General features: G+C 71.8%; 15 protein-coding genes. 3 read left to right on the top strand and 12 right to left on the bottom strand.

Features of this window, described 5'->3' with window-relative positions; genetic code table 11:
* The first annotated feature begins 106 nt into the window (after positions 1–106).
* The gene (locus ACZBH1_RS00490; protein ID WP_452324973.1) at positions 107–2,245 is read left to right on the top strand and encodes a S9 family peptidase; all 2,139 of its coding nucleotides are present in this window, start codon (positions 107–109) and stop codon (positions 2,243–2,245) included.
* Between the two features lie 265 nt (positions 2,246–2,510).
* A complete protein-coding gene (locus tag ACZBH1_RS00495; protein WP_463645175.1) occupies positions 2,511–3,482 on the top strand; it encodes a putative endonuclease domain-containing protein in 972 nt (323 codons plus the stop codon).
* Between the two features lie 193 nt (positions 3,483–3,675).
* On the opposite strand, the gene ACZBH1_RS00500 is transcribed toward ACZBH1_RS00495, so the two are convergent.
* The 5 genes from ACZBH1_RS00500 to coaBC form a co-directional block, all read right to left on the bottom strand.
* Positions 3,676–4,704 (bottom strand): 6-phosphofructokinase, encoded by a 1,029-nt coding sequence (locus tag ACZBH1_RS00500; protein WP_336399081.1) that lies wholly within the window; start codon positions 4,702–4,704, stop codon positions 3,676–3,678.
* Positions 4,705–4,848: 144 nt separating this feature from the next.
* Positions 4,849–7,002, bottom strand: coding sequence for a DEAD/DEAH box helicase (locus ACZBH1_RS00505; protein WP_463645176.1), 2,154 nt, complete (start codon positions 7,000–7,002; stop codon positions 4,849–4,851).
* A 202-nt stretch (positions 7,003–7,204) separates the two neighbouring features.
* Entirely contained in the window at positions 7,205–7,855 is a 651-nt protein-coding gene (locus ACZBH1_RS00510) for a hypothetical protein (RefSeq protein WP_378884727.1), read from the bottom strand.
* Between the two features lie 113 nt (positions 7,856–7,968).
* Positions 7,969–8,865, bottom strand: coding sequence for a glycerophosphodiester phosphodiesterase (locus ACZBH1_RS00515; RefSeq protein ID WP_336399084.1), 897 nt, complete (start codon positions 8,863–8,865; stop codon positions 7,969–7,971).
* An 80-nt stretch (positions 8,866–8,945) separates the two neighbouring features.
* Positions 8,946–10,169, bottom strand: a complete 1,224-nt coding sequence (coaBC, locus tag ACZBH1_RS00520) for a bifunctional phosphopantothenoylcysteine decarboxylase/phosphopantothenate--cysteine ligase CoaBC (protein ID WP_463645177.1) — start codon at positions 10,167–10,169, stop codon at positions 8,946–8,948.
* Between the two features lie 64 nt (positions 10,170–10,233).
* Here coaBC and ACZBH1_RS00525 point away from each other — a divergent pair, with 64 nt between their 5' ends.
* Positions 10,234–10,950, top strand: coding sequence for an NRDE family protein (locus tag ACZBH1_RS00525; RefSeq protein WP_463645178.1), 717 nt, complete (start codon positions 10,234–10,236; stop codon positions 10,948–10,950).
* Positions 10,951–11,067: 117 nt separating this feature from the next.
* On the opposite strand, the gene ACZBH1_RS00530 is transcribed toward ACZBH1_RS00525, so the two are convergent.
* The 7 genes from ACZBH1_RS00530 to ACZBH1_RS00560 form a co-directional block, all read right to left on the bottom strand.
* Complete coding sequence (locus tag ACZBH1_RS00530; RefSeq protein WP_336399087.1) at positions 11,068–11,931, bottom strand: aldehyde dehydrogenase family protein; 864 nt, start codon at positions 11,929–11,931, stop codon at positions 11,068–11,070.
* The gene (locus tag ACZBH1_RS00535; protein WP_463645179.1) at positions 11,928–13,424 is read right to left on the bottom strand and encodes an aldehyde dehydrogenase family protein; all 1,497 of its coding nucleotides are present in this window, start codon (positions 13,422–13,424) and stop codon (positions 11,928–11,930) included. The genes ACZBH1_RS00530 and ACZBH1_RS00535 overlap by 4 nt, the downstream gene beginning before the upstream one ends.
* Before the next feature lie 18 nt (positions 13,425–13,442).
* A complete protein-coding gene (gene deoC / locus ACZBH1_RS00540; protein WP_336399089.1) occupies positions 13,443–14,450 on the bottom strand; it encodes a deoxyribose-phosphate aldolase in 1,008 nt (335 codons plus the stop codon).
* 48 nt (positions 14,451–14,498) lie between these two features.
* Positions 14,499–15,443, bottom strand: coding sequence for a sugar-binding transcriptional regulator (locus tag ACZBH1_RS00545; RefSeq protein WP_336399090.1), 945 nt, complete (start codon positions 15,441–15,443; stop codon positions 14,499–14,501).
* Positions 15,444–15,546: 103 nt separating this feature from the next.
* Complete coding sequence (locus tag ACZBH1_RS00550; RefSeq protein WP_463645180.1) at positions 15,547–15,924, bottom strand: hypothetical protein; 378 nt, start codon at positions 15,922–15,924, stop codon at positions 15,547–15,549.
* A gap of 40 nt (positions 15,925–15,964) precedes the next feature.
* On the bottom strand, positions 15,965–16,936 hold the full coding sequence (locus ACZBH1_RS00555; RefSeq protein ID WP_378884713.1) for a bifunctional riboflavin kinase/FAD synthetase: 972 nt from the start codon (positions 16,934–16,936) through the stop codon (positions 15,965–15,967).
* Positions 16,933–17,376: a hypothetical protein gene (locus ACZBH1_RS00560; RefSeq protein WP_336399093.1), complete on the bottom strand. Its 444-nt coding sequence runs from the start codon at positions 17,374–17,376 to the stop codon at positions 16,933–16,935. Before ACZBH1_RS00560 ends, ACZBH1_RS00555 begins: the two co-directional genes overlap by 4 nt.
* Positions 17,377–17,420: the final 44 nt, after the last annotated feature.

Consider the following 17,420-nt stretch of genomic DNA (forward strand, 5'->3'; position numbering starts at 1 on the left):
AACGAAGAGTTCACCAGGAATTCAGGAACCGGCAACCGGCCAGAAGAATCCTACATCGGTCGACCTGCCGGTCAACTCGCCGGGCGACTAGCGTGGAACGGTGACTCTGAGCGACTCCGCATCCGCCCCGTCCACGCCGGATTCCGGCATCCGTCCCCCTGTCGCCGAGCACCGGATCACCGTTCGGTCGCACCACGGCGACGAGGTCGAGGACCGCTACGAGTGGTTCCGCGCGAAGGAGGACGCCGCGGTCATCGCGCACCTCGAGGCCGAGAACGCCTACACCCAGCAGCGCACCGCGCATCTGGAAGGACTGCGCGCGCGCATCTTCGACGAGATCAAGGGGCGCACCCTCGAGACGGACCTGTCGGTGCCGACGCGTCGCGGCGAGTGGTGGTACTACGGCCGCACGGTGGAGGGCCAGCAGTACGGGATCCAGTGCCGCGCTCCCCTCGCCTCCCCCGATGACTGGACCCCGCCCGAGCTGTCGCCGGACGTCGAGGTTCCCGGCGAGCAGGTGCTGCTCGACGGCAACGTCGAGGCCGAGGGCCACGAGTTCTTCTCGCTGGGCAGCTTCGAGGTCAGCACCGACGGTGCGCTGATGCTCTTCGGCGTCGACGTCGCCGGCGACGAGCGCTACACCGTGCGCGTGCGCGACCTGCGCACCGGCGAACAGCTGCCCGACGAGATCCCCGGCACGTTCGCGGGCGCCACCTTCTCGCCGGACGGCCGGTTCATCGTGTACACGACCGTGGACGATGCGTGGCGCCCCGACACGGTGTGGCTGCACGAGCTCGGCACGCCCGTCGAGGACGACACCCGGCTGTTCCACGAGCCCGACGAGAGGTTCTGGGTGGGGGCCGGGTTCACGCGCAGCGACCGCTACCTCGTGATCGGGCTGGGCTCGTCGATCACCTCGGAGGAGTGGCTGCTGGACGCCGACGACCTCCGCGGCGAGCCGCGCGTGGTCTGGCCGCGCGCCGAGGGCGTCGAGTACGACTCCGAGCACGCCGTCATCGACGGCGAGGACGTGCTGTTCATCCTTCACAACGACGACGCCCTGGACTTCGAGCTGGTGCGGGTCGCGGCATCCGACCCGTCAGGCGAACGCGCCGTCGTCATCCCCCACCGTCCCGGCGAGCGCCTGCTGGGCGTTTCGACGTTCCGCGACTGGGGCGTGGTGGCATACCGCCGCGGCGGGCTGGCGCGCCTCGGCATGCTCGACTACGGCACCGGCGGCGTCAGCGAGATCGCGTTCGACGAGCCGCTGTACTCGGTGGGCACCGGCGGCAACCCCGAGTGGGCTCCTCCGCTGCTGCGCCTCGGCTACGGCTCCTTCGTCACGCCCGGCACGGTGTACGACCTCGACGTGGCCACGCGCGAGCTGCACCTCCGCAAGCGTCAGCCGGTGCTCGGCGGCTACGACCCCGCCGAATACGCGCAGGAGCGGGTGTGGGCCACCGCCCAGGACGGCGCGCAGATCCCGATCTCGCTGGTGTGGAAGCGCTCGTTCGGCGACGCCGGCGTCGCGCCGCGGCCGGTGCACCTGTACGGCTACGGCTCGTACGAGCACTCGATCGAGCCCGGATTCTCGGTGGCACGGCTGTCGGAGCTCGACCGCGGCGTCGTGTTCGCCGTGGCCCACGTGCGCGGCGGCGGGGAGATGGGGCGGCAGTGGTACGAGGACGGCAAGCTCCTCAGCAAGCGCAACACGTTCACCGACTTCGTCGACAGCGCGCTGCACCTCATCGACAACGGCTACACGTCGCCGTCGCAGCTGGTGGCCGAGGGAGGCTCGGCGGGCGGCCTGCTCATGGGCGCGGTGGCCAACCTCGCCCCCGAGCTGTTCGCCGGGATCCTCGCCGACGTGCCGTTCGTCGACGCGCTGACCACGATCCTCGACCCGTCGCTGCCGCTCACGGTGATCGAGTGGGACGAGTGGGGCGACCCGCTTCACAACCCCGACGTCTACGCCTACATGAAGTCGTACTCGCCGTACGAGAACGTGCGGACGGATGCCTCCTACCCGCGCATCCTCGCCGTGACGTCGCTCAACGACACCCGGGTGCTGTACGTCGAGCCCGCCAAGTGGGTCGCGCGGCTGCGGGAGGTCGGCGCGGACGCGCTGCTGAAGTGCGAGATGGTCGCCGGGCACGGCGGCGTCAGCGGCCGCTACAATGCCTGGCGGGAGCGCGCCTTCGAGCTCGCGTGGCTGCTGGACGTGCTCGGCCTCGCCGACGCCTGAGCGGTGACGGATGCCTCGGGCCCGAGGCATCCGTCACCGTCGTGCGTGTCTCAGTAGGGGCGCCTCACGCGCGCTCTGGTACCCGCAACCGAGACTCTCCACTCCGCCATGGCACACAAGATGCGGGAGAAGCGAGCGAATGGGCACGTGAAGTGGGACACGTTGGTGGCTTGCGGCTCCTCCCCAGGTCCCGCATGGGGGCCGGCGATGCACGCAATCGCCTCTGGGCGACGGATGCCGGTACGCAAGGCTCCTCAATGGGACTGTGTCCCGCGCGAATCCGCTTCCCGATGTGCTCGCGGGCCGCGCGTTCTCCGTTGCGGAAGCGCGTGGCCACGGCGTCTCCGCGTCGCGCCTCCGCGCGAACGACCTCATCCTCCCGACGCGGGGCGTCCGGGCACCGCGGGGTGAGGCGACCGAGCCATCGGGCGACGAGACCCATTCGCAGAGACTCGCGCGCCTCCGCGGTGAGCTGTTCGAGCGGGCGGCGCTCTTCGCCCCCGCTCTGACGCCCGACCAGTTCTTCAGCCACGATTGCGGCCTCGCCCTCGCCGGCGCGCCGCTTCCGTTCACGAAGGCCGCAGCACGTGAGCTCCACGTGTCCGCACGCCGCCCCGCCGGCAAACCGCGCCGCGAGGGAGTCGTCGGCCACAGGCTGCAGGCGCGGGAAGCGGCCCGCTGGACCGCTCGCGGCCTGCCGATCGAGCATCCGGCGCGGATGTGGCGACAGGCGGCCGCGCTATGGCATGTCGACGACCTCATCGCAGCGGGTGACTTCCTGGTCCTGCCGCGGAACCGCCTGGTCACCCTCGACGACCTGAGGCGCGAGGTCTCGGAGGCGGGTGACGTCGCAGGCGGGGTGCTGACGCGTGCCCTGCACGCGATACGAGTCGGCGCCGAGACCGCGGAGGAGACCACGCTCCGCCTCGCCATCGTGCGCGCAGGCTTGCCGGAGCCTCAGCTCAACTGGAGTCTGCGAGGCGCCGACGGCGAGTTCGTCGCCCGCTTGGACATGGCCTATCCCGACCTGAAGGTCGCCGTGGAGCACGACGGGCGCACGCACGCGTTCGACGAGGCGCAGTTCGCGCGGGACGCCGACCGGTGGGACCGCATTCCCGCCCTCGGCTGGCGCCTGGTGCGAGTCCTGAGTCACCATCTCCATCCCGATCGAACCGTCGCGGTGCGCCGTGTGGCGGACTCCCTGGTCGAGGCCGGCTGGCGCCCCGGGGCCCGCTGACCGGTCACTTGCGACGGGCGCGGCCGTCGTGTCACACGAGAATCCGCCTCCGTGAGCCTCAGGCCACCAGATGTGTGACATCCACGGGGAGATCGCGGGCGACGCCCGGGCGGACGCGCGTCGGGCCGAGCGAACACGTCGGGGGCGAACGGATGCCTCGGGGCGAGGAATCCGTCCCTGGCACGTCAGGGGGTCAGCCGAACAGTGCGGCGGCCTCTTCGTAGCGGTAGAGCGGGACGGTGTTGAGCTCGCCGAGCGCGTCGATGAAGGGCACGCGGACGATGTCGGTGCCCCGGAGCGCGACCATCTGGCCCCACGCGCCGTCGACGACCGCGTCGGCGGCGTGCAGTCCGAGGCGCGTGGCCAGCACACGGTCGAAGCCGGACGGCGAGCCGCCCCGCTGGATGTGGCCCAGGACCGTGGCCCGGGTCTCGATGCCGGTGATGCGCTCGATCTCGGGCGCCAGCACCTCGCTGATGCCGCCGAGGCGGGGGCGGTTGAACGCGTCGAGGCCCTTGTCGCTGAAGGCCTCGTCCATTCCCGTGAGCGTGAAGCCCTCCGACACCACGACGAGCGGGGCGCGACCGCGGTCGTGGGCCTTGGAGACCTGGGCGGTGATCTCGTCGATCGAGAGGGGCACCTCGGGGATGCAGATGACGTGCGCGCCGGCGGCGATGCCGGCGTGCAGGGCGATCCAGCCGACGTGGCGCCCCATGACCTCGGCGACCATGCAGCGCTGGTGCGAGTCGCCGGTCGTGCGGAGGCGGTCCATCGCGTCGGTGGCGATGTTGACGGCGGTGTCGAAGCCGAACGAGTAGTCGGTGGCCCGCAGATCGTTGTCGATCGTCTTGGGCACACCCAGCACGTTGATGCCGTCGTTCGAGAGCCGGTTCGCGGCCGCGAGGGTGCCCTCGCCGCCGATCGCGATGATGCCGTCGAGGCGGTGGCCGTACATCGTCTTGGCGATGTTCTCGGCGCCGCCCCGCGGACCCTCGTACGGGTTGGTGCGGCTGGTGCCGAGGATCGTGCCGCCGACCTTCGAGAGACCCTTGACCTCGTGACGGGTGAGCGGGAAGAAGTCGCCGTCCACGACACCGCGCCAGCCGTCACGGATGCCGACGAACTCGAGGTCGTAGGTGGTCGTGCCCTTGAGCACGACACCGCGGATGACCGCGTTCAGTCCGGGGCAATCGCCGCCGCTCGTCAGGATGCCGATCTTCATGCTGTGTTCCTCGCAAGTCGGGGATGAGGGACGGCGACGCTGCCTCCCCCGACACTAGTGCCGGAACGGCCGGCCTGCCACACGCGGCGGCGGCACGACGAAGGGGCGGTGCGAACCCGCACCGCCCCTTCGTCCGCAGCTCCGCTACGCCGCGCCGAGCGCCTGCCGCAGCAGGTGCATTAGCGCCGACAGCTGCACCGAGTCGCTCGACTGCGGGTCGACGGCCTCGCCGTCGAGCGCGCGCGCCGCGAGCCCCTGCTTGGAGTCGATGAGTTCGGCGATCTTCGTGTCGATCGTGTGCGCGGCGATGATGCGCCACGCGGTCACCGGCTCGTCCTGGCCGATGCGGTGCACGCGGTCGATCGCCTGCGTCTGCTCGGCGGCCGTCCACGAGAGCTCGGCGAGGACGACGTTCGACGACGCCTGCATGTTGACCCCCACGCCGGCAGCGGTGAGCGAGCAGACGGCGATGCCCACGTCGGGATCGTTGTTGAACTCGTCGATGGCCTGCTGGCGCGCCGTCGTGGCCTGGTCGCCGCGCAGCGACACCGTCTTGAGCCCCGCCGAGGCGAAGTGGGCTTCCGCGGCGTCCATGACGTCGATGTGCTTGGCGAAGAAGACGACCTTGCCCACCGAGCGCTGCAGCTGCACCGCGTAGTCCGCGGCGAGCACGGCCTTGGCCTGACCGATCTTCCGCACCATCGTGAAGACGTTCTCGGACCCGGTGCCTGCGGCCTTCGACTCCTCGAGCTCGTTGTGCGCCACGAGGCGGACGATGTCGGCATCGACCTCGCCGGGCGCGAGCCCGCGGTCGCCGCGGGCCTCGATGATCCGCCGGTACTTCGCCGCGAGCCGCTCGCCCAGCTCGCGCTCGGCCTGGCGGATCGAGCGCCCGAACTCGTCGTCCAGCTCGACGGGGAGGTCGGCGATGAGCTTGTCGGGAAGGTCGGCGGCGACGTCCTTCTTCTTGCGTCGCACGATGCCCATCGAGATGACCGCATCGCGGGCCTCGGGGTAGAACGACTTGTCGGCCGGTGTCAGACCGGTCTCGTCGAGCTTCTCCATGAGGAGCGGACCCGGCTTCTCGCCGTTGGTCCAGCCGAGGAATCGCCAGATCGCGTCGAAGTCCTCGACGTCGTTGATGAGCGGCGTGCCGGTGAGGGCGAGCAGCAGCGGGTCGCGCACCTGCTCGCGGATGCGGGTGGCCAGCGCCAGCACGTTCTGCGAGCGCTGCGACGTGAGGTTCTTGATGAAGTGCGCCTCGTCGACGACCATGCCCTTCAGCCCGAGCGAGCTGAGCCATGCGAGGTGACGGTCGAGGATCTCGTAGTTGACGATGAAGACGTCGGCGAACGCGTCGATGCCCTCGCCGTCGCCGTGGATCACCGTGGCGCGCCGCTGCGGCGTCCAGCGCTCCACCTCGCGCGCCCAGTTCATCTTCACGACGTTGGGCACGACCGCCAGCAGCGGGTAGGCGCCGGCGACGGATGCCGCGAGCACCGACTCCGCCGTCTTGCCCAGGCCCGGCTCGTCGGCGAGGAGGAACGTGCGGTGTCCGGCGCGCACCGCCTCGAGGAAGCGCGACTGGTGGGGCATGACCTCCAGGCCCTTGGGTGACAGGCGGTCGAACTCCGGCACGGGCGGAAGCTCCATCGTGGCGCTGCCGCCACCGGCCCCGGTCTCGAAGGCCTTGTACAGCGGGCCCATGAGCTCCCAGCTGTCGAGGCGCCGACGGGGCGTCTCCTTGGGGGCGCGCGCGGACAGGTCCGGCGGCAGGAACGGGTTCGCCTCGCGGCGCGCCTCGACCTGCGGCGGCACCACCTGGCGCTCGGCGAGCGCCGCGGGCACGACGGGGACGGCGACCGGCGCCACGTCGGTGATGATCAGCTCGTCGGGCGGCAGCTCGGCGCCGGACTCCAGCAGCCAGTCGCGGCGCATGCGCCGGGCGACCGGCGACGTCGCCTGATCGACCTCGAGCAGCTGGATGAGGGAGGTGTCGCGGGCGGCCGTCTTCGCGAGGATCGTCGCCACGCCGTCGAGCCGCTTGAGCAGCTCGGTGCGGGCGGCGTCGGTCACCTCGGTATCGGCCTTCACCCGCGCGCGCTCCTCGCGGACCAGGAACGCGATGACCTGGAACTTGACGCGGTTGGTCGGGCCGAGCTTTCCGCGCTGGGCCTTGGCCTCGACCTCGCGCACCTTGCGCGCGAGGATCGGGATGATGGGTGCCTCGTCGTCGCGGCGCGCGGACGAGGACTTGCGGCGACGCTGCGCCGTCTGGGCGGGTGCCGTGGTCGGCATGCTCCTCCTGAGCGTGAGTGCCGGATCGGGACCGGCGAAGGATCGGATGACACCGATGGTTCTGCGTGCTCCCGCGGGCGGCGTGGTCGCCGTCGCGAACGCGGGATCGGGGATGTGCCGCCGACGGTCGCGGGCACTCGCTTCTGCGAGCTGCGACGTCGTCGGAGGTCTCCCCGCGACTAGTCTACGGGACGCGGGGCCCTCAGCCCCAGAGCGTCGCGACGATGTCCTCCGTGTAGCCCTCCGGCGCGAAGTTGATGTACGCGGTGGTCACCAGCCCGCCCGCGCCGATGTAGTGGGTCTCGCCGCGGAGGTACTCCTCGTCGTCGAGCGTCACGCCGCGCTGCTCGATCCGGCAGACCGTGCCCTCGCCGAGCGTCTCGCATCCGAAGCCGGCCCCCGGAAGGGCCCCGATGGCGGCCTCGGCCTGCTCGGCGGTGACCGCCGTGACATTGGTCGCCAGTCCGTACTCGCTCGGCATCCCCCACGAGCACCGGAGCGTCGGCGCTCCCCCGTGGATGATCTCGAGGAGGTCGGCGTTCTCCGTGGAGAGCATCGTGACGCCGGGGTCGTTGAGCGGCGGGTTCTCGGACTGCAGCTCGCCGAGCATCCCGGCGGAGTAGATCTGCTCGCACGACTCCGGCACCGTGAATCCGCTCTGCGGCTTCTCCGTCTCGATGGGCGTCGCCGAGGGACCCGGCGCCGGGGTCTCCAGGGTCACGGTCGGGCTGCTGGTGGGGCTGCCCGTAGGCGTGCCCGACGACCCCGCGGCGCATCCGGTGAGGACGACGACCGCCACCGCGGCGGCCACGCCGCCGATCGCGACCCGCGTCATCGCCTTCTGCCCGCCCATCGCCCGACACCTCTCGCTCGGCGCCGCCGCCGCGTGCGGGGCGCCCTCCCCCTCACCCTAATGAGCACCACGAGCGGATGCACCGGGGCACGCCGCCCGCCCCCGTGCGCGCGTCACCGACCGGCGTAGGCGGCCTGCCACTCCGACAGCGTATGGGGGTCGTCCGTGACGATGCCGTCGACCCCCAGCGCCGTGACCGCGCCCCACTGCTCGTCGTCGTTGAGGGTGTACACGACCACGCGGGCGCCCGCAGCGTGGAGCTCGTCGACGATCTCGGGTCGTGCGAGCACCGCCTTGCGGCTGACGACCACTCCGCGCGCGCCCGCCTCGGTGACGGCGCTCACCACGTCGGACGGCAGGTGCTTGACGATGAGCAGGCGCGACAGCACCTCGGACTCGGTGGCGGCGAGGGCGAGCGTGCGGGCGTCGAAGCTCGCGAGCACGACACGCCGCTCCAGGCCACGCGCGGACACCTCGGAGACCGCCGCGGCGACGGCGGCGGCATCCCATTCGCCCTTGAGCTCCAGGATCGCGCGCGCGTCGTCGGCCAGGAGCGCATCGAGGAACTCCTGCAGCGTGGGAACGGGGGTTCCCGCGTAGGCCGCGTCGAACCAGGAGCCGGCGTCCAGCGCCCGCACCTCTGCGAGGGTGAGCGCCGACAGCCGGCCGTGTCCGTCGGTGGTGCGATCGACCGTCTTGTCATGCATGAGCACGGGGTGGCCGTCGGCGGTGAGCGCGACGTCGACCTCGACGTACTCGAAGCCCGCTGCAAGGGCGGCCTGGATCGCCGGCAGCGTGTTCTCCGGCGCGTGGGCGGCACCGCCCCGGTGGCTCGCGATGAACGCCGCGTCGCCGGGAGTGCGCGGGTCGCCCAGCAGCTCCTGCGCGGTGACGCGGGACGGCGCGGCGCCCAGCACCGCGACGACGAGGCTCGCGGCCGCGAGCACGCACACGATGAACAGGGCGTGGATCCGGTCGCGGGCGCGGTCGGATGCCGCAGGGTAGGGCATCGGGCATGTCCTCCGAGGGTCGTGCTCCACGTCCTCGTCGACGTGGTGCGGACCACTCTACATGCGCCGTTACTGTTTCGTTACTTTTTCTTCCGGACCGCCAGGACCGCGTCCCACAGCGCGTCGGCGACGTCGCGCTTGCTGCCGCGGCGGGCGGCGACGACCTCTCCGGCGGCGTCGATGATCGTCACCGCGTTGTCGGCGGATTCGAAACCGCGCGACCACCCCACCTCGTTCACCGCGAGCAGGTCGGCCCCCTTGCGCGCGGCCTTGCGCCGACCGCGGTCGAGCAGCGTCTCGCCTTCGCCCGGGGTCTCGGCGGCGAAGCCGACGACCGTCTGCCCGGCCCGCCGCGCGCGGACCAGCCCGGCCAGGATGTCGTCGTTCTCGATCAGATCGAGCGTGATGCCGCCGACCGGGGCGGCCTCCTTCGCGCGCTTGAGGGGCGAGACCTCGGCGACCCGGTAATCGGCGACAGCCGCGGCCATCACCACGACGTCGGCGGCGTCCGCCTCGGCATCGACCGCGGAGCCGAGCTCGGCCGCGGTGCCGGCGCGCACGACCTGCATGCGCCCGCCGGCGGATGCCTCGGCCAGCACGCCGTCGTCGAGGTGCGCCGCGACCAGCACGACGTCGGCGCCCCGATCGGCGGCGGCGAGCGCGACGGCCACCCCCTGACGGCCGCTGGAGCGGTTGCCGATGTAGCGCACGGGGTCGATGGGCTCGCGCGTGCCGCCGGCGCTGACCACGACGCGGAGGCCGTCCAGGTCGCCCGCGCCGCCTTCGGCCGCGGCGAGCGCGGCCTCGAGGACGGCCTCCGGCTCGGACATGCGCCCGGGCCCGCTGTCCCCGCCGGTGAGCTCGCCCTCCTCGGGGCCCACGACGATGACGCCCCGCTCGCGGAGGACCCGCATGTTGTGGGTCGTCGCGGGGTGCCGCCACATCTCGGTGTGCATCGCCGGCGCCACGACGACCGGTGCCGTGGTGGCGAGTAGGGTCGTTCCGAGGAGGTCGTCCGCGAGCCCCGCGGTCATCTTCGCCAGGGTGTTCGCCGTCGCGGGCGCCACGATCACGAGATCGGCCGCCTGGCCGAGCGCGACGTGACGGACGCGCGCGACGTCGTCGTGGACGGAGGTCGTCACGGGGTGGCGGCTGATCGCCTCCCAGGTGGGAAGACCCACGAACCGCAGCGCGTCGTCGGTCGGGACGACGTGGACCTCGTGCCCCGCCTTCACCAGGAGGCGCACGAGCTGAACCGTCTTGTAGGCGGCGATGCCACCGGTGACCCCGACCACGACGAACACCCTCCGATCTTGGCACGAGTGCCCGACCCGCCGCCCGCGCGGCCCGAAACCCCGAGGAGCCCCGATGTGCACCGTCGTCATCCGCGTCCCGGAGTCCGCCGCCGAGCCGACCCGCGTGCTCGCGATCCGCGACGAGGATCCCGAGCGCCCGTGGAACCCGCTCGGCCGCTGGTGGCCGGAGCCGCACGACGGCGTCGTCGGCGTGCGCGACGTGCGGGCGGGCGGCGCCTGGCTCGCGGCCGACCCTGAGACGGGGCGCCTGGCCGTGCTCCTCAATCGCGCCGACGAGACGCAGCGCCCGGAGTCCGAGCTGCAGTCGCGAGGCGGCATCGTGCTGGACTCCGTCGCCGGCCACTCCCCCGCCGCCGAGCCGGCGACGCACGGCTTCAACCTCGTCGAGGTCGAGGGCGCCCGCGCCCGCGTGCTCACGTGGGACGGCGCCGCCCTCCGCACGACCGACCTCGCGCCGGGCACGCACATGATCGCGCACGACGACGTCGACGACGCCGGCACGCCGCGCATCGCCCGGTGGCTGGGCGAGTTCCAGTCCGCCGCGCCGGCATCGGAAGGACGGTGGTGGATGCCGTGGGTCGAGGTGCTCGAGCGGTCGGCGGAACTCCCGCCCACCGACGACGGCGCGATCATCCGCGACAACCGCCCGCTCGGCTACCCGACCCTGTCTCTCCTGGCCTGCGTCGCGTCGGTGTCGGCGCACGACGTCGACGTGCACTACGGCGAGCTCCGCGAGCCCGGGCAGTGGGGCGGCCTCCAGCTCGGCTGAGCTCGTCGCCGGCCGCGCACAGGATCGGAGGTTCGGCCCGACCCGCCGAGGAGCGGCATCCGTTCCCCCGCGTGTCGGCGGAAGTCTCCGACGCTGTGCAGCGCCGGAGCCTTCAGCTCACACCAGGCTCTTGGTGTGCCAGATCGTCTTGGTCTCGGTGAACGCGGTGATGCGGGCGAGGCTCGGCGCCGCGGCATCCGACCCGTTCTCGGGCGGGAGCACCCGCGTCAGCGTCTCGGCAGCGGCGATCTCGAGGTCGATCCAGTCGAGGTCCCCGGCGCCGACGAGGTCGAGGGCGTGCACGTCGGGGTGCGAGGCCAGCCACGGCGCGATCTCGGCGGGCGAGCCGGTGAGGACGTTGACCACTCCCCCGGGCACGTCGCTCGTGGCGAGCACCTCGGCGAGCGAGATGGCCGACAGCGGGTAGCGCTGGGATGCCACGACGACGACGGCGTTGCCCGTGACCAGAGCCGGGGCGACGGCCGACACGAGCCCGACGAGCGCGGTGTCCTGCGGCGCGACGACGCCCACGACGCCTGTCGGCTCGGGCACCGAGATGTTGAAGTAGGGACCTGCCACGGGGTTGCCGTTGCCGGCGACCTGGCCGAACTTGTCGCACCAGCCCGCGTACCAGACCCACCGGTCGATCGCCTCGTCGACCTCCGCGGTGGCTGCCGAGGACGACACGCCGGTCTGCTGCACGATCTCGTCGACGAACTGGGCGCGGCGGCCCTCGAGGATCTCGGCGACCCGGTAGAGCACCTGACCGCGGTTGTACGCGGTCGCGCCCGACCAGCCTTTGACGGCGCCGCGGGCGGCGGCGACGGCATCCCTGGCGTCCTTGCGGGAGGCGAGTGCCGCATTGGCGAGGAACCCGCCCTTGGGCGAGGCGACCTCGTAGGTGCGCCCGGACTCGCTGCGCGGGAAGGCGCCGCCGATGTAGAGCTTGTAGGTCTTGGGGATCGTCAGGCGCGTGCTCATGAGGAGACCTCCTTCTTCGCGGCACGGGAGAGCAGCCGGGTGGCGCCGCCGGCGGGCGGCGCGCTCCTGAGGTAGGCGGCCAGGCCGTGCCGACCGCCTTCGCGGCCGTAGCCGGACTCCTTGTATCCGCCGAACGGCGATGACGGGTCGAACCGGTTGAAGGTGTTGGCCCACACCACACCGGCGCGCAGGCGGTCGGCGACCGCCAGGATGCGCGAGCCCTTGTCGCTCCAGATGCCGGCGGACAGCCCGTAGGGCGTGTTGTTGGCCTTCTCGATGGCCTCGGCGGGCGTGCGGAACGTCAGCACCGAGAGCACCGGCCCGAAGATCTCGTCGCGCGCGATGCGGTGGCTGGCCTGCACGTTGGTGAAGATCGTCGGCGCGAACCAGAAGCCGCTGTCGGGGATGGCGCAGTCGGCGCTCCAGCGCTCGGCGCCCTCGTCCTCACCGATGCGGCTGAGCTCGCGGATGCGGTCGAGCTGCTCTCGCGAGTTGATCGCGCCGATGTCGGTGTTCTTGTCGAGCGGGTCACCCAGGCGCAGCGTCGACAGGCGGTTCTTCAGCCGGTCGACGACCTCGTCGTGGATGGACTCCTGCACCAGCAGGCGGCTGCCCGCGCAGCACACGTGGCCCTGGTTGAAGAAGATGCCGTTGACGATCCCCTCGACCGCCTGGTCGATCGGCGCATCGTCGAACACGATGTTCGCGGCCTTCCCGCCGAGCTCGAGCGTCAGCTTCTTGTCGGTTCCCGCGACCGCCTTGGCGATCTCGCGGCCGACCGCGGTCGAGCCGGTGAAGGCGACCTTGTTCACATCGGGATGCCGCACCAGGGCCGCCCCGGTGGCGCCGGCACCCGTCACGATGTTCACCACGCCCGGCGGCAGGTCGGCCTGCTGCAGGATCTCGGCGAAGATGAGCGCCGACAGCGGGGTCGTCTCGGCGGGCTTGAGCACGACGGTGTTCCCCGCGGCGAGGGCGGGAGCGATCTTCCACGCGAGCATGAGCAGCGGGAAGTTCCACGGGATCACCTGGGCGGCGACACCGAGCGAGCGCGGGTCGGCTCCGAGGCCCGCGTAGTCGAGCTTGTCGGCCCAGCCGGCGTAGTAGAAGAACCACGCGGCCACCAGCGGCACGTCGACGTCGCGACTCTCCTTGATCGGCTTGCCGTTGTCGAGGCTCTCGGCGACCGCGAGCTCGCGGGCGCGCTCCTGCACGAGCCGCGCGATCCGGAAGAGGTACTTGCCGCGGTCGCGACCGCTCATCTTCGACCACGTCTTGTTGTAGGCACGGCGCGCGGCCGCCACCGCGGCGTCGACGTCCGCCTCGGTCGCCGAGGCGATCGTCGCGATGTGCTTCTCGTCGGCGGGTGAGATCGTCGCGAACGACTCGCCCGCGCCCGGGCGGAACTCGCCGTCGATGAAGAGCCCGTACTCGTCGCGCAGATCGAGGATCGCGCGCGACTCCGGGGCGGGGGCGTACTCGAGGAAACTCATGTCTTGTTATCCCTGATCTCAGTCGATCGTCACGTAGTCGGCGCCGGTGTAGTGTCCGGACTTCAGCTTCTGGCGCTGCAGGAGCACATCGTTGAGCAGGCTCGACGCGCCGTAGCGGAAGAGGTGCGGCTGCAGCCAGTCCTCGCCGACGGTCTCGGCGACCGTGACGAGGTACTTGATGGCGTCCTTGGACGTGCGGATGCCGCCGGCCGGCTTCACGCCGACCTTCTCACCGGTCGCACGGTGCCAGTCGCGCACGACCTCCAGCATCAAGAGCGTGACCGGCAGCGTCGCCGCCGGCTGCACCTTGCCGGTCGACGTCTTGATGAAGTCGCCGCCCGCGAGGATCCCGAGCCACGACGCGCGCTTGATGTTGTCGTAGGTGTTGAGCTCGCCGGTCTCGAGGATCACCTTGAGCGACGCGTACGTGCCGTCCTCGCGGCGGCAGGCCTGCTTGACCCGCGCGATCTGGTCGAAGACGAGGCCGTAGCGGCCGGCGAGGAAGGCGCCGCGGTCGATCACCATGTCGATCTCGTCGGCGCCGTGCGCCACGGCCTCGGCCGTGTCGGCGAGCTTGATGTCCAGCGATGCCCGGCCGCTGGGGAAGGCGGTGGCGACCGCCGCGACGCTCACCCCGCCCTCGTCGGGATCGCCGTGGGCGGAGCCGAGCGCCTCGACCGCGTACGGCACCATGTCGCCGTACACGCACACGGCCGCGACCCGCGGGGTCGTCGGGTCGGAGGCATCCGGGTTCAGCGCCTTGGCGACGAGCGAGCGCACCTTGCCCGGCGTGTCGGCGCCCTCGAGCGTCGTGAGGTCGATGAGCTCGATGATCTTGTCGAGGGCCCACGCCTTGGAGGTCGTCTTGATGGAGCGGGTGCCGAGACCCGCGGCGCGCTGCTCGAGCCCGACGGCGTCGACACCGGGCAGCCCGTGCAGATACCGCCGCAGCGTCGTGTCGTCGGGTTGTCCGCCCAGCAGCTCGACGGCCCTCTCGGGCAGCGTCACGATGGAGGTGCCTGACATGTGATGACCTGGCTTTCGTGGTTGGGGTTCGGGTGGCCGGCCTCGCGGTCAGCCGTCGAGGAGGTGGCGTGCGGTGGACTCGTCCGTGATCAGCACCGTGCACAGCCCGGATGCGACGACGGCGGCAGCGACCGCCCGCTTGGCTTCGCCGGCGATCGCCGCGACGGCGACGTCGGCGCGTCGCAGCTCGTCGAGCGAAAGGCCGACCGTGCGCGCGTCGAGGGCGGCGTCGACCACACGTCCGGCGGCGTCGATGTAGCGGCCGACGACGTCGCCGACCGCGCCCGCGGCGACGAGGCGGTCGATGTCCGCCTCGCTGAGGTAGCCGCTGTCGACGTGCACGGAACGGTGGTCGGCGGCGCCGGCGCTGTACAGGTAGGCGTCGGCGGAGCGGGCGATGCCGAGCACGCGGGCGACGACGCGATCGGCCTCGATGGCCTCCTTCGTCGCCCGGTGCTCGAGGATCGCGGGACTGGGCAGCAGGGTGGCGCCGCCACCGCCCTTGTGCGCGATGCCGACGGCGGTCGCGGCCGCAGTGCCGGGCTGCGCGCTCATGCTGAGACCGCCGTTGATCTGCACGACATCGGTGCCGGACGACCAGCCCTCGCGCAGATGATGCGCGATGTCGGCGAGGGTGCGACCCCAGCTCACCCCGAGGACGCGGGGGCTCGGACGCAGTGCGGTCAGGTGATCGGCGGCCGCCTGGGCGACGCGCTGCTGCAGCTCGTCGTCGCTGCGGATGCCCGCCTGCGACACGACCACCGCGTCGCGGAGGCCGCGCTCCTCGCGCAGCCGCCGCTCGAGCTGCGGCCGTCGCGCGCGCGAGTGGAGGATCTCGATGCGGACGAAGCCCTCCTCCTTGGCCTGGATGAGCAGGCGGCCCACCTTCCAGCGGGTGATCTGCAGGCTCCGGCCGATCTGCTCCTGCGTGAGGTTCTCTTCGTAGTAGAGCTCGGCTGCCCGGATCGAGAGGAGTTCGTCGACCGCGTCCACGAGCCTCCTTCCGTCGGTCCCTCCACACTGACATACCTGGCAGCAGATGAGCAACATCTGCACGAAGTTTGCTCATATGAGCAGTCCGAACGGATGCCGCGCCTCAGCCGCCCCCGCCGATCCCCGCCGGGGCGCCGATCGCCCTCGCATGGCGCACCAGCACCAGCAGGCCTATCCCGACCACCACCGCGAACGCGATCGACAGCGAGACGAAGGCGAACCAGTTCGAGTCGAGGGCGAGCACGATCGCCGCGGACACCACCGCGATGGCGGCGGCGGCCAGCTTCGACCCGAACTTGAGCCCCACCGCGGGGGTGAGCCGCCCGGCGGGCGAGTCGCCGCGCGCGAGGATCAGATCCGCGAACGCATCCAGCGTCGCCAGCAGCGAGGCGGAGTAGGCGACCGCGCAGCCGAGCGCGCCCCACAGGTTGACGGAGTCGTCGGCCGCCGCCTCCGCGGCCATCAGGACCAGCGCGTGCACGCCTCGATGCTAGGCCGCCCGGGGTGCGCGGTCTACGGCCTCAGGAGAGCTCGCCGCGGACGCGGACGACGTCGTCGGCCATCTGCTCGATGAGCGCGTCGACGCCCTCGAAGGCCACCATGCCGCGGATGCGGGCGACGAACTCGACTTCCACGACGTGTCCGTACAGGTCGAGGTCTGTCTCGTCGAGGACGTACGCCTCGACCTGGCGCCCCTCCACGTCGTCGAACGTGGGGTTGGTGCCCACGCTGATCGCGGCGGGATAGCGAACCGTGCTGCGCGGCTCGGCCGCGCCGCCGCCCGGGATTCCCTCGTCGACGAGCCAGCCGGCGTACACGCCCTCGGCGGGCACGAAGCCCTCGAGGTCGGGCGACAGGTTCGCCGTCGGGAAGCCGAGGGCGCGGCCCCGCTTGAGACCGTGCACCACCTCGCCGCGCACGGCGTGCGGCCGGCCGAGCAGCCGGGCGGCTCCGGCGGCATCTCCGCCGTCCAGCAGCTCGCGCACCCACGTCGACGAGACCCGGCGACCCGCGTCGATCGCGCGCACGTCGTCGACGACGTCCACCTCGAACCCGAACTCGGCCCCGAGCTCTCGCAGCAGCTCGGCGTCGCCGGCTCCCCCGCGGCCGAAGCGGAAGTCGGCCCCGACCATCACGATCCGCACGCCCAGCGCCCCGACGAGCACGTGCTCGACGAACTCCCGCGCGCCGAGGTCCGCCAGGGCGCGGTCGAAGGTCAGCATGAGGGTGGCATCCACGCCCGCGTCGGCGAGGAGTCGCAGCTTCTGATCGACCCCGACGAGGCTGTCGGGGCAGATCTCGGGGCGCAGCAGCGCCAGCGGGTTGCGGTCGAAGGTGACCGCGACGACGCGCGCGCCGGAGGCCTCGGCATCCACTCTCGCGCGAGCGATCACGGCGCGATGACCGGAGTGGACGCCGTCGAACTTGCCTATCGCGACGACGGACGGACCGAACCCCGCCGGCACCTCGCTCGGATGCCGGAAGACGATCACGACGCGACCGCCGCGGGCGCAACGGTCGCGCTCGCCGCGACCGGATGATGCGTCGCGAGCCACCAGATTCCGAGGAACGGCAGCACCAGCGGGACGAAGAGGTAGCCCATGCCGTACCACGACCAGACGGTGGGGTGCGCGAAGAGCTCGGGCAGCAGGAGGCTGAGGGTCCCGATGACGAGGACGCCGGCGAGCTCGAAGACGATCGCGATCCACGCGACCAGGTACCAGCCGCGTCGCCCGGCGAACACCAGCGCGAGCGTGGCGACGATGTACACGACCGCCGAGAGGGCGGAGAGGGCGTAGGCGAGCGGGGCCTCGTCGAAGCGCTCGACGATCTGGACGAAGGACCGGCCGGTGGCACCGAGCGCCATGATCGCGTAGACGATCACGAGCACACGGCCGATGCCGGACATGCGGGGGCGGGCGGGCGAGGACATGACGTCACGATTTTAGTTCGGATGCCGGCGGCCGCGGCGCGCCG

The organism is Microbacterium sp. ZXT2-5 (genome assembly GCF_055329545.1).

Excerpts from the sequence above, each read along its gene's own strand:
- ACZBH1_RS00560 (WP_336399093.1), bottom strand. The coding sequence starts at position 17,376 with ATGTCCTCGCCCGCCCGCCCCCGCATGTCCGGCATCGGCCGTGTGCTC.
- ACZBH1_RS00535 (WP_463645179.1), bottom strand. The coding sequence starts at position 13,424 with ATGAGTTTCCTCGAGTACGCCCCCGCCCCGGAGTCGCGCGCGATCCTC.
- ACZBH1_RS00510 (WP_378884727.1), bottom strand. The coding sequence starts at position 7,855 with ATGGGCGGGCAGAAGGCGATGACGCGGGTCGCGATCGGCGGCGTGGCC.
- ACZBH1_RS00515 (WP_336399084.1), bottom strand. The coding sequence starts at position 8,865 with ATGCCCTACCCTGCGGCATCCGACCGCGCCCGCGACCGGATCCACGCC.
- ACZBH1_RS00525 (WP_463645178.1), top strand. The coding sequence starts at position 10,234 with ATGTGCACCGTCGTCATCCGCGTCCCGGAGTCCGCCGCCGAGCCGACC.
- ACZBH1_RS00505 (WP_463645176.1), bottom strand. The coding sequence starts at position 7,002 with ATGCCGACCACGGCACCCGCCCAGACGGCGCAGCGTCGCCGCAAGTCC.
- deoC (WP_336399089.1), bottom strand. The coding sequence starts at position 14,450 with ATGTCAGGCACCTCCATCGTGACGCTGCCCGAGAGGGCCGTCGAGCTG.
- ACZBH1_RS00500 (WP_336399081.1), bottom strand. The coding sequence starts at position 4,704 with ATGAAGATCGGCATCCTGACGAGCGGCGGCGATTGCCCCGGACTGAAC.
- ACZBH1_RS00530 (WP_336399087.1), bottom strand. The coding sequence starts at position 11,931 with ATGAGCACGCGCCTGACGATCCCCAAGACCTACAAGCTCTACATCGGC.